Genomic DNA, 12856 nt, shown 5'->3' on the forward strand with positions numbered 1-12856 from the left:
CGGATTTCGTTTTAATTAATATATTTTAAATCTAAAATTCACGGTATAAGCTAATAACTTTACCTAATATTTGGACTGAGTTTAAAATAATGTCATCCATAGCGTCATTTTCGGGACGTAAAATATAGTGATCAGACTGTTTGTAAAAAGTCTTACAAGTTGCTTCGTCATCATCAGTCAAAGCGACAACGATATCACCATTATTAGCAGAAGGTTGGCGACGAACTGTAATTAAATCACCATTGAAGATACCGGCATTGATCATACTTTCACCGTCAATTTGGAGCATGAATAAATCATTGCTATCAAAATGTTCTAAATTAGGTGGAATTGGATAATAATCAACGGCCTCTTCAATTGCTAAGATAGGCGCACCGGCAGCAACGCGACCAAGTAAAGGGATATCCTTTCTTGAAATACCCAAAGCTTCAAGCGCAATTGGCGTCAGTTCTAACGCACGTGTCTTACTCGCGTCACGGACTAAGTAACCTTTGCCTTCTAATCGAGAAAGATGACCATGAACAGTAGATGTCGAAGCTAATCCAACTTCTGCTCCAATTTCTCTGACAGTTGGCGGGTATCCATTAGAGTCAATTGCTTTATATATACAATCAAGTATATTTAATTGTTTTGCTGATATTGATTTCATAATTTCAACTCTTTCGTTTTTATTGTTTTTAGTATAGCATTTATAATAACGCTTAGCAAACAAATGTTCGTAGTAAAGGAGTGATTATATGTTAAGTAAGGATAAGATCAAACGCATCAACGAATTGTCTAAAAAGAACAAAGCAGGGACAATCACTGAAGAAGAATCGATTGAAAGAAAAAACCTGCACAAAGAATACATTCAAAGTATGAGAGATAGCATTGGTGCTCAAATTGAGGGAATTAAAGTCGTTGATCCTGAAGGGGAAGACTTAACTCCTAATAAAGTTAAAGAGATTCAAAAAGAACGTGGCTTACATAATAGAGACAACGAATAATTTTCTCTAGTCAACACAATGATTATTTAGTATTATTGTATTACATGAAGTTTAGAAGAGAGGTGTAGTTAAATGGCAACTTGGATATGGTTAGTTATCGTATTTATTGCATTAATTATTGGTTTTGTCGCTGGTTTCTTCCTATCAAGAAAGTATATGATGGATTACTTTAAGGAAAATCCACCGATCGACGAGAGAATGATTTCTCAAATGATGGCCCAAATGGGTCAAAAACCATCTAAAAAGAAAGTTCAACAAATTATGAACTCAATGAAACAGCGTTAATATAATGCTAGTAGGGGTTATCCGATTTTTTCGGATGGCTCCTGTTTTTTATTTTTTTAGATGGAATTAAACCTAAGGCAACAAAGTAGCAGCAAAAATATATTTTGATTTTGAAGCCAGTCTAATTAAATATGCATGACAATTTTAAAAGTGTTATAATACTTGGACTGTTCTCAATAGATAAGGTGCAAAAGATTTGCTTCAGTAAATTGGCTATGGTATGTTTTATGCTACTAACAGCGGTTGTATCAAGGCTTTTTTAGTTAAAAGTTAAGTTTTTGAGAAGAAAATGATAGCTTTATTTTGAGAGGCAAGGGGTATGACGCGTCTCTCTTTTTTATATTTTAGGATGGGGTGAATTGTATGGATATGTTTGGAAAACTGGGTTGGTTTTTTAAACAAGAAAGAAAAGCGTATATTTTTGGAATATCAATGTTAATTCTATTGAGTGTGATGACTGCGCTTGTGCCAATGATTATTGGTATCATCATAGATAATATGGCAGCCGGTACAATAACAGGAAGTCAGTTGGTGACTTGGAGTGTGGTTCTTGTTGTTATAGCGATTGTTCAATATGTGATGCGTTACGTATGGCGTACGAAGATTTTTGGAACATCAGCTAAACTGGAAAAGATATTAAGAGCAAGATTGTTCACCCATTTTACACAAATGGACTCGATATTCTTTCAAAAATATCGTACCGGAGATTTAATGGCGAGAACAACGAATGATTTGAACTCAATTCGTATGGTGGCTGGGGGAGGTATTTTAACCTTAGTTGACTCTTTATCTCAAGGATTACTTACATTGTTCATGATGTTTTTCTTTGTAGATTGGCGATTAACTTTAGTGTCGATTATACCCATTCCTTTGTTAACGATTTTAATTCGATTTGTTGGTCGTAAACTTCATTATCACTCACGAAAATCTCAAGCAGCTTTCTCTTCAATGAACGATAAAGTTCAAGAGAGTGTTACGGGCATGAAAGTAATTAAAACGTTTGGTGAAGAAGAGTTAGATATTGAAGACTTTAAGAAAATGACCACAAATGTTGTTGATCGAAACCAAAAAGTTTATTTATTTGATGCTGCGTTTAGACCTGCAAGTCAACTAATTATGGGTGCAGCTACGATTTTAGGTGTATTCTTTGGTGGTTTTCTCGTTTCACAAGGAGAAATTACCATTGGTTTATTAGTTGCTTTTATCAGTTATGTGACTCGTTTACAGTGGCCGATGATTGCGATCGGGCGTTTATTTAATATTTTAGAACGTGGTTCAGCAAGTTATGACCGTATTTTAGAAATTCTAAATGAAAAAAGTACGATTATTGAAGAACCGGATGCATTGAGTCAATCTATCTCTGGTGATATCCATATAGATATTGATGAATTTGCTTACCCAGACGATGAGGAAGAGGCTTCCTTACGTGATATTGATATTCACATTAAACAAGGAAACACACTTGGAATTGTTGGACGTACTGGTTCAGGTAAGACGTCATTATTTAAATTACTTTTACGTGATTATGACCAATTTAAAGGCGATATCACTTTTAATGGAATTTCGATTAAAGATTATCAATTAGATAGTTTATTAGCGAATATAGGTTACGTTCCACAAGATAATTTCTTATTCTCAACGACTGTTCGTGACAATATTCGTTTTGCGAATATGGATACGACAGATAAAGAAGTGGAAGATATTGCCAAAGTGACAAGTGTTCATGAAGATATATTAGGCTTTAGTGAAGGCTATGATACGCTCGTAGGTGAACGTGGAGTGGCTTTATCTGGAGGACAAAAACAACGTATCTCTATGGCGAGAGCGATGTTAATTAATCCAGAATTATTGATATTAGATGATTCACTTTCAGCCGTGGACGCTAAAACTGAAGAAGCAATTCTAAATTCAATTAAAGAAACACGTGAAGATAAATCAACAATTATTTCTGCCCATCGTTTAAGTAGTGTGATGCATGCGGATGAGATTGTTGTGCTTGATGAAGGTCAAATTGTTGAACGTGGAACACATGCGGAATTAATTAATAATAATGGTTGGTACCAAGAAATGTATGAACACCAACAATTAGAATTAAGCTCTGAAATGGAAGAGGTGTAATAATGGCAAGTAAAGTTCAACATGAATCAGCTTGGGCAAGAAAAATGTCCATGAGAGAGCAGTTTACTGTAACGAAACGTATCTTTGCTTTCGCAAAACCATATTGGAAGACATTCTTAGTTGCTATTTTATTTACATCTGTCACAGTAGCTGTTTCTGTTATTATGCCAAGAGTGATTCAAACATTTATTGATGATCATTTGACACATTTAGACGTTACTGTGCAAATAGCAACAACTTTTGCTTTAACCTATGGTTTTTTACTCCTATTACAAGGTGTATCTAATTATTTATCAACGTATTTATTCAATATGGCTGCTGAAAAGACAGTGGAAAACGTACGAGATACAATATTTACTAAAATTAATACGTTAGGCATGCGTTACTTTGACCAAACACCTGGTGGATCGATAGTTTCTCGCGTAACAAATGATACAGAAACGTTGAAAAACTTTTGGAATACATTCTATGCATTGTTTGAAGGGGTTGTAACGGTCATTTCAGTATTCATTGGGATGTATTTAATGAATCCAAGTATGGCAATGTTATTCTTAATCTTTGTCCCAATTATGATTGGAATTATTTGGTATTACCAAAGTTACAGTTCTCAAGTATATCGCTCAATGCGTGAGAATTTAAGTCGGTTAAATACTAAAATTAACGAATCTATTCTAGGAATGAATGTTATTCAACATTTCCGTCAAGAGAAACGAATTATTGATGAATTTGATGACCAAAATGAAAAGCACTTTGGTGCGCGTTACCAAATGGTTAAAATGAATGCACTGCTTTTAATGAGTGTGATTAGTTTCTTAGAAGGCTTATCTTTAGCTTTAGTAATCTACTTCTTAGGTAGACAATACTTAAATGGTATTTTAGAAGTGGGTGTGATTTATGCATTTGTTCAATATAGTTCGCAATTCTTTAGACCGATGGGTATGATGATGGATAGTCTAAGCTTACTTCAAGATGGGGTAGTTTCAAGTTCACGTATTCTTCGTGTTCTGGATCATGAAGAATATGTTCCAGAACAAATTGTTCATGATGAGGCTGAAATCAAAGATGCAAAAATTGAATTTAAAAACTTAACATTCTCTTATGATGGAAATCAAAATGTCTTAAACAACATTAGTTTCACTGTTAATCCTGGAGAAACTGTTGCGATTGTCGGACATACCGGAAGTGGTAAAAGTTCAATTATTAATGTCTTAATGCGATTTTATGAGTTTCAATCTGGAGATGTTTTAATTGACGGACATAGTATTCGTGAGTTTCCGTATGAAGAATTAAGAAAAGATATTGGATTAGTTCTTCAAGATTCATTCTTATTCTATGGGGATGTGAATCGAAATATCCGTTTGTTAGACCATTCAATATCTGATCGAACAATTCGAGAAGCGGCGCACTTTGTTAATGCTGATTTATTTATTGAAAAACATTCAGATGGCTATGAGCACCGAGTTATTGAACGAGGGGCAAGTTATTCAAGTGGTGAAAAACAATTAATCTCATTCGCCAGAACAATGGCGCGTGATCCGAAGATTTTAATTCTTGATGAAGCTACGGCTAATATTGATACGGAAACAGAAGAGTATATTCAAGCAAGTTTGGCTAAGATGCGTCAGAACCGAACAACCATTGCGATTGCTCACCGTTTAAGTACGATTAGAGATGCCAATCAGATTATCGTTCTTGATAAAGGAAACATTATCGAACAAGGAAATCACGATGAATTGATTGAGAAAAAAGGGACATACTATCAAATGTATCGTCTGCAAACTAAAAACTAAAAAAATAAGACATCTAGCTGCCTTCAAATTGGAAGGAAAGTTAGATGTCTTTTTATTAGTCTTTTTTATTTGGAATATATTCGTAATCAGGATCAAGTTGCTTGTCTAATTTATCGAAAGCCTCTGCGATTGCAATATCAATTTGTTTCAGTTCTTCCCGAGTATACTTTTTAGAATCATCGAAAGAAATAGGTTCACCAATGGCTACTTTTGCTTTTTTTCGGAAGAAAAATTCTTTCGCATTCATTGGCGGTTGTAAAGCAATTGGAATAATATCCTTCTTACTCAGTCTTTGAATAAAGGCAGTTCCACCTTTTACTTCAGTAGAGTAGCGTGAGCCTGTAGGGAAAATTCCTAGATGTTTATTTTCTTCATTCATTACCTCAACACCACGACGAAGTGACTTCGGTGATGGTTTTTCTCTTTTGACAGGGAAAACATTTAATTTTGGTAATAAATAGCGGAAGATTTTATTTTTAAACAAAGTATCCTTAGCCATAAAAGCAATTTCAGTTGGTTCAACAACCATAGCTAAGAAAATTGGATCTAACCAATGACGGTGAGTTGATGCAATAATTGCAGCATCCTTTGATAAATTTTCTTGACCAACGACATATGGTTTTCCGTTAAAAATGTAAACAATGTATTTGACTATAAATAATAAAAATGAATAGAGATTCATTACTAACGACCTTTCTATTAAAAAATATGATAAAATTACTATATTATCAGGTTGGGTTAAAGGAGTTTTTTATGAAGAAAATCATTCACAAAATAACATTATTAATTTGCGTTCATTGTATTATACCAATAATACCAGTGGCTTCTCAAGATGAATATGAACTTTTGTCAATTCATCCAAGTGATTCGACGGCGTTCACGCAAGGGTTCGAATTAAATGAAGCAGGTGAGTTACTGCTAGGGACAGGTTTGTACGGTGAATCAAAGATTGGTTATTTAGATTTAGACACAGGTCATTATGACGTCGTCGATCAATTAGATAAAGAATTATTCGGTGAAGGTCTAACAGTCACTTCAGATGCTGTGTGGCAACTGACATGGCGGAGTGGCGTTGCATTTAAAAGAGATAAAGATACTTTAGAAATAATAGATACCGTTGATTATGAAGGTGAAGGCTGGGGACTAGCTTATGATGACCAAGAAGATGTCATTTGGATGTCAGATGGAACGAGTGTGCTTGAACAAAGAGATCCAAATACCTTTGAAGTGATCGACACAATTGACGTGACTTATAATGATCAATTAGTAGAAGAAATCAATGAGTTGGAATTTGCTAACGGATATATTTACGCAAATGTATGGTATACTAATGAAATCATTGTCATCGATCCAAAAACGGGTATTGTGGCATATAAGTATGACCTGACTGAAGTTCTCGAAGAGAATTTGACAGACCAAGAGTTGGATGAAATAGACTCCCTTAATGGAATTGCACATATTGAAGGCAATCAGTTTTATATTACAGGGAAACTGTATCCGGTTATTTTTGAGATAGAATTAAAGCAATAATAGAAAGGAAATATTATGACAGAACCAGCAATTAGATATGAATTAATAAAAGAAGAGAAAAATACAGGCGCGCGATTAGGTATTTTACATACACCTCATGGTAGCTTTGAAACACCGATATATATGCCAGTTGGAACATTAGCAACGGTCAAAGGGTTATCTCCGGAAGAATTAAAAGATATGGGTGCAGAAATTGTCTTAAGTAACACATATCATCTATGGTTAAGACCTGGTGAAGATATTGTTGAAGAGGCGGGTGGCTTACACAAGTTCATGAACTGGGACCGTGGAGTCTTAACGGATTCTGGAGGCTTCCAAGTTTTCTCACTAAGTGATATGCGTAAAATTGAAGAAGAGGGCGTGCATTTTAGAAATCATATTAGTGGAGAGAAATTATTCTTAACACCAGAGAAAGCAATTCAAATCGAAAATGCTCTTGGAGCAGATATTATTATGAGTTTCGATGAATGTCCGGACTTCCATCATAGTTATGACTATGTTAAAAATTCAATTAACCGAACAACCCGCTGGGCTGAGCGTGGACTTAAAGCGCATCAACGACCGGATGACCAAGCTTTATTCGGAATCGTTCAAGGTGCGGGTTATAAAGATTTACGTATTCAACACGCTAGAGATCTAGTGTCACTTGATTTCCCTGGTTATTCAATTGGTGGATTATCAGTTGGTGAGACAAAAGATGAGATGAATAGTGTCTTAGATTACTTAACACCCGAATTACCAAAAGATAAACCACGTTATTTAATGGGTGTAGGTTCACCGGATGCTTTAATTGACGGTGTTATTCGTGGGGTTGATATGTTTGACTGTGTTCTTGCAACACGTATCGCAAGAAACGGAACTTGTATGACAAGTACAGGACGTTTAGTTGTGAAAAACGCTCAATATGCCCGTGACTTCAGACCGATTGATGAGAATTGTGATTGCTACACTTGCCGTAATTATACGCGTGCTTATGTAAGACATTTAATTAAGACAGATGAATTATTTGGTATGCGTTTAGCGTCAATTCATAATGTCTACTTCTTATTAGAATTAATGCGCAACGTTAGAAAAGCGATCATGGATGATCAATTACTAGAATTTAGAGAAGATTTCTTCGAAAGATACGGATATAATAAACCAAACGCAAAAAGCTTCTAGATTGTGGCTAAATGTCTCAATTTTTGATACACTGTCTTTATGCTTAAAAAATGAAAGGATGACAAACGTTAATGGAATTTATTCTAAGTTTTATGCCGTTTATAGTTTTATTTGCTGTAATGTACTTCATGCTAATAAGACCACAAAAGAAACAGGCACAGAAAAAACAAGAGATGTTAAATGACATGAAACCAGGTGACGCAGTAGTGACTATCGGAGGACTTCATGGTGTTGTAGATGAAGTAAGCCAAAGTAGTCAAACAGTCGTACTTGATTGTGAAGGTGTATATTTAACATTTACATTAGGTGCTATCGCTACAGTTACTCAAGGTGGTAACATTGTAGATCGTCAAGACGAAATTGAAGTAGCGAACGATATTGCTCGCGAAGAAAACCGTGAAGACATCGCTGAAGAAAGCGATGAAACTGAAAGCACTCTTTAATTTCAATAAAGCTCCAAGAATTCCTGTATAAGGAATTTCTTGGAGCATTTTTTTGTTGTCATATAAAGACGTCTGGAAATATTCCTTAAGCAATAGAGATTGATTTTACGAACAAGTGTTTGTATAATATATACAATAAAGAGAGGTGAGTTGCGTGCAATATGGTATTTTATCTTTTGATGAAGTTGAACCCGATATATCTAGAAAAATTCTCCATGTCGACATGGATGCCTTTTATGCCAGTGTTGAAGTGAGAGATAATCCTAAATTAAAGAATAAGCCAGTTGTTATAGCAAAGCATCCCAAACTTACCGGCGGACGGGGAATCGTATCAACCTGCAATTATGAAGCAAGAAAGTATGGCATTCACTCTGCGATGTCTGCTCAAGAAGCCTATATGCGCTGTCCTAAAGCTGTCTTTATCCAAGGAGATTTAAATTACTATCGAGAAATATCGATGCAAATCAGAGAAATTTTTAATGAATATACGGATTTAATTGAGCCTGTATCTCTAGATGAGGCTTATTTGGACGTCACTAATAATAAGAAGAATATGAAGAGTGCGACAATCATGGCTATGGAGATAAAGGAAGAAGTATTTCGCCGAACGCGTTTAACTTGTTCGGTGGGGATATCGTATAACAAATTCATCGCAAAAATTGCCTCAGATTATAATAAACCAAACGGAATCACCTTAGTTGAACCTAAAGATGCAGTTCAATTCTTAAAAGAGTTAAGTATCGATAAATTTCATGGAGTAGGAAAGAAGTCACTCCCGCATTTTCATGATTTGGGAATTTTTACTGGGGAAGATTTATATGAAAAGTCCCTCGATGATTTAATTGAAAACTTTGGTAAGATGGGTTATTCCTTATATTTTAAAGTGCGAGGCGTTCATAATACACCAGTGAATAATAAGCGCGAACGAAAATCAATTGGAAGAGAAAGAACCTTTTCGGTATTTCTTGAATTAGAGTCTGAAGTAGTAGATAATATAGTTAAATTGATACACAAGGTTGACAATCGACATCATATTTCTGATATGAGAGCACATACGATTACTTTGAAAATTCGATACGATAATTTTGAGACGATTACTCGACAAATTCAATCCATTGAATCGATTGAGTCTGTTGAAAAGAGTATAGAATTAGCTAAAGAAATTTGGGAAGAACATGGACATCTTGACCGGACTATTCGATTATTAGGTGTGACTTTTTCAAATTTTGACCATCCTTTATATACATCAATTAAACTTGACTTAGACTAGGAGAATTTATATATGGCATTATTTAGTAATCCAATTTTTCAAGCACTAGTTGCGGGAATATTTACATGGCTTTGTACATTATTTGGTTCTGCTTTTGTTTTTCTTTTTAAAGAAGTAAATGATCGCTTTTTAGCAATTATGCAAGGTTTTGCGGCAGGAGTGATGATAGCAGCATCTTTTTGGTCTTTATTAGCACCTGCCTTAGAGTATGCTGAATCAAGTGCATCTTCTTTACCGGCATGGTTACCAGTAGCAGTCGGCTTTGTAGTCGGTGGTTTATTCTTAAGATTACTTGACTACACGGTACCACATACGCATTTATCTGAAGATCATGGAGATTCGGACAATCGCAAGTTGCCTAAGACGACGATGTTGTTCTTAGCTGTAACGATTCACAATATTCCAGAAGGACTAGCCTTAGGAGTTGCCTTCGCGGCAGCAAGTATCGGTAATGGCGGAGCAACTTTAACTGGAGCCATTGCGTTAGCTATTGGTATCGGTTTACAAAATATACCTGAAGGATCAGCCTTATCATTACCATTATATGCAGACGGAAGAACGAAACGAAAAGCATTTCAAATGGGACAGTTATCAGCAATTGTTGAACCAGTTTCAGCGGTTATTGGGGCAGCAGCCGTCCTAGTTGTTCAAGAAATATTACCTTATGCACTTGCTTTCGCAGCAGGAGCAATGATCTTTGTGGTTGTTGAGCAATTAATACCTGAATCACAATCATCTAACCATACGGATGATGCGACCTTAGCATTAATCGGTGGTTTTGTCTTAATGATGATATTAGATGTGGCCTTAGGTTAATAATTATTTTCAATCTGTAATTAAACTGTTATACTGTAATTATCGAATTACAGTATAACAGTTTTTTATTTATCTGGAGGGATTTAGTGACTACTAAGCATAATCAAATACTACAATATATTGAAACACTTCCCATTGGCAAAAAAATATCCGTACGTGGCATCGCTAAGCACTTAAATATGAGTGAGGGAACAGCTTACCGTGCAATTAAAGATGCTGAAACACTAGGTATTGTCTCAACAATTGAGAGAGTTGGAACAATCCGAATTGAAAAGAAATCAAAATTTTTACCAGAAATGTTACGCTTTAATGAAATGGTTTCAATTATCGAAGGGACTGTTCTAGGTGGGGAGGAAGGCCTTGATCGTCATCTAAACAAATTCATTATCGGTGCAATGCAAGAAAATGACGTAAAAAAATATTTTGTGCCGAATTCACTTATCATTGTGGGGAACAGAGAAGAAGTTCAACAACTGGCATTAGAGAATGATGTTGCCGTACTTATTACGGGTGGCTTTGATACGAGCGATAAGATAGTGGAACTAGCAAACGAGAAGAAATTACCAGTTATCTCAACACCATTTGATTCATTTACAGTGGCGACGATTATTAACCGTTCTATGGCGGATCAAGAAATTAAGAAAGAAATTATGACAATTGCGGATATCTTTACGCCGATTGATCAAACACCTGCATTAACTGCTCAAGACACTGTGAATACATTCTATGACCTATCACGTGAATCTGGACTTTCACGCTTTCCAGTCCACCATAACAGTCGTTTGATTGGAGTTGTGACAGCTAAAGACCTCATAGGGAAATCTGAATCAGTCCTAATTGAAAGAGTCATGACTAAAGATTTGGTGACCGTTCAAAAACATATGACCGTCGCAAGTGTATCACAACTGATGGTGCGTGAAGATATTGAGATGATTCCTGTTATAGAAGATAATATGGAATTATTAGGCGTTGTCTCACGTCAAGATATTATGCGTGGAATTCAAATGATTCAAAAGCAACCACAAATTGTAAATACATTTGAAGATGATATTATTATGCATATTGAAGAATATATCTTAAAGACACAAGAACATAAGTATGACTACCACGTTGTGGTCCAACCACAAATGTTAAACAGTTTAGGAACGATTTCTTATGGTGTTCTCTGTGAATTAATTTCGCATTCTGCTTATCAAAAATTTTATGATACAACCAATCAAAATCATATTATTGAAAAGATTGATTTGCATTATTTCAAATTAATTCAAATGGGGAATTTAATTCAGTTTAAAGTTGATATATTCAATCAGAATAGACGAACAGCCTTAATTGAGGTCAATGTTTTCCATGAAAATTCTTTAGTTGCAAAAGCAATTATCACGACGCAAGTTATAGAAACAAAGTAAATGAGATATAGAAGGGATAGACTATGTATTTAGAAACTGAGAAAGTACAAAAATTATTATCATACATTAAAGAATACGACACAATTATTATTCACCGACATGTGAGACCGGATCCAGATGCGTTTGGTTCTCAACTTGGTTTAAAGTATTTAATTGAGAGTACTTTTGAGAACAAAAAAGTTTTAGCAGCAGGGACAATGTCAAAAGGCTTGTCTTGGATGGGAGAGATGGACGAGATTGCAGATTCAGATTATGAAGATGCATTAGTCATCGTTGTCGATACAGCCAATCATCCTAGAATTGAAGATAAGCGTTACAATAAAGGAGCAAAACTTGTAAAAATAGACCACCATCCTGATGTGGATAGTTATGGGGATTTAGAAATGGTTTATACAAAAGCCAGTTCATGTAGTGAAATTATCGCAAATATCTCACTTGAATTGGGAGAAGCGTTGCCACTTACAAAGGAAGCTGCCTTTATGTTATATGCAGGCATTGTAGGAGACACTGGACGTTTTCAATATGATTCGACAAGTGCAACAACACTAACAACAGCAGCAGAATTACTTAAGCTGGATATTGATCATTTTATTATCAATGACCGATTCAATACTAAATCAATGGAGCAAGCAAAATTCCAAGGTTTTGTCTTAGATCAATTAGAAATTACAGATAATGGAGTGGCTCATATCTTAATTAATCAAGCGGATCTTAAACGATATGGAATTAGTGAAGAAGAATCGAATGTTGCTGTCGGAATTCCAGGAAGTATTATGGGTGTTAATACTTGGGCATTATTCATCGAACAAGAAGGTAACAATCCATACTGGAGAGTTCGAGTGAGATCAAAAGGACCAGCAATCCATGAAATAGCGGCTAAATACCATGGTGGAGGGCATCCTAAAGCAAGTGGTGCCTCGGTCTATAGCAAAGAGGAAATGAGTCATTTATTAGAGGATTTAGGGCAAGCAGCGCAAGCATATTTAGATAATATAAGCGAATAGAGAAAAGACCAAGTTGATTTTGAGTCAACTTGGTCTTTTGCTTTGTA

General features: G+C 35.3%; 13 protein-coding genes. 11 read left to right on the top strand and 2 right to left on the bottom strand.

From position 1 onward, the window contains the following. Positions 1–31: 31 nt before the first annotated feature. Positions 32–649: a transcriptional repressor LexA gene (lexA, locus tag ACFO5Y_RS08800; protein ID WP_197104009.1), complete on the bottom strand. Its 618-nt coding sequence runs from the start codon at positions 647–649 to the stop codon at positions 32–34. 88 nt (positions 650–737) lie between these two features. On the opposite strand from lexA, the gene ACFO5Y_RS08805 reads away from it, so the two are divergent. The 4 genes from ACFO5Y_RS08805 (at position 738) to ACFO5Y_RS08820 (ending at position 5179) form a co-directional block, all read left to right on the top strand. Then, entirely contained in the window at positions 738–986 is a 249-nt protein-coding gene (locus tag ACFO5Y_RS08805) for a DUF896 domain-containing protein (RefSeq protein ID WP_197104010.1), read from the top strand. Between the two features lie 72 nt (positions 987–1058). After that, positions 1059–1271, top strand: coding sequence for a YneF family protein (locus ACFO5Y_RS08810; protein ID WP_138403917.1), 213 nt, complete (start codon positions 1059–1061; stop codon positions 1269–1271). Between the two features lie 363 nt (positions 1272–1634). Further along, positions 1635–3389, top strand: coding sequence for an ABC transporter ATP-binding protein (locus tag ACFO5Y_RS08815; protein ID WP_197104011.1), 1755 nt, complete (start codon positions 1635–1637; stop codon positions 3387–3389). A gap of 2 nt (positions 3390–3391) precedes the next feature. After that, the gene (locus ACFO5Y_RS08820) at positions 3392–5179 is read left to right on the top strand and encodes an ABC transporter ATP-binding protein (RefSeq protein WP_197104012.1); all 1788 of its coding nucleotides are present in this window, start codon (positions 3392–3394) and stop codon (positions 5177–5179) included. A gap of 55 nt (positions 5180–5234) precedes the next feature. Here ACFO5Y_RS08820 and ACFO5Y_RS08825 read toward each other — a convergent pair whose 3' ends face one another. Then, positions 5235–5861 carry a lysophospholipid acyltransferase family protein gene (locus ACFO5Y_RS08825; RefSeq protein WP_197104013.1) on the bottom strand — a complete coding sequence of 209 codons (627 nt, stop codon included), beginning with the start codon at positions 5859–5861 and terminating at the stop codon, positions 5235–5237. Positions 5862–5932: 71 nt separating this feature from the next. Here ACFO5Y_RS08825 and ACFO5Y_RS08830 point away from each other — a divergent pair, with 71 nt between their 5' ends. The 7 genes from ACFO5Y_RS08830 to ACFO5Y_RS08860 all read left to right on the top strand — a co-directional run bounded on the left by ACFO5Y_RS08830 (position 5933) and on the right by ACFO5Y_RS08860 (position 12809). Continuing rightward, complete coding sequence (locus tag ACFO5Y_RS08830; RefSeq protein ID WP_197104014.1) at positions 5933–6709, top strand: glutaminyl-peptide cyclotransferase; 777 nt, start codon at positions 5933–5935, stop codon at positions 6707–6709. 15 nt (positions 6710–6724) lie between these two features. Then, the gene (tgt, locus tag ACFO5Y_RS08835) at positions 6725–7870 is read left to right on the top strand and encodes a tRNA guanosine(34) transglycosylase Tgt (protein WP_138403665.1); all 1146 of its coding nucleotides are present in this window, start codon (positions 6725–6727) and stop codon (positions 7868–7870) included. Between the two features lie 71 nt (positions 7871–7941). Continuing rightward, positions 7942–8313: a preprotein translocase subunit YajC gene (yajC, locus tag ACFO5Y_RS08840; RefSeq protein WP_138403666.1), complete on the top strand. Its 372-nt coding sequence runs from the start codon at positions 7942–7944 to the stop codon at positions 8311–8313. 154 nt (positions 8314–8467) lie between these two features. After that, positions 8468–9583: a DNA polymerase IV gene (dinB, locus tag ACFO5Y_RS08845; RefSeq protein WP_197104015.1), complete on the top strand. Its 1116-nt coding sequence runs from the start codon at positions 8468–8470 to the stop codon at positions 9581–9583. Between the two features lie 12 nt (positions 9584–9595). After that, complete coding sequence (locus ACFO5Y_RS08850) at positions 9596–10399, top strand: ZIP family metal transporter (RefSeq protein WP_197104016.1); 804 nt, start codon at positions 9596–9598, stop codon at positions 10397–10399. Between the two features lie 86 nt (positions 10400–10485). Then, positions 10486–11805, top strand: a complete 1320-nt coding sequence (locus ACFO5Y_RS08855) for a DRTGG domain-containing protein (RefSeq protein WP_197104017.1) — start codon at positions 10486–10488, stop codon at positions 11803–11805. 23 nt (positions 11806–11828) lie between these two features. Then, entirely contained in the window at positions 11829–12809 is a 981-nt protein-coding gene (locus ACFO5Y_RS08860) for a DHH family phosphoesterase (RefSeq protein WP_197104018.1), read from the top strand. Positions 12810–12856 lie beyond the last annotated feature (47 nt).

Source organism: Ruoffia tabacinasalis, assembly GCF_042652985.1.
Taxonomy (GTDB): Bacteria; Bacillota; Bacilli; order Lactobacillales; family Aerococcaceae; genus Ruoffia; species Ruoffia tabacinasalis.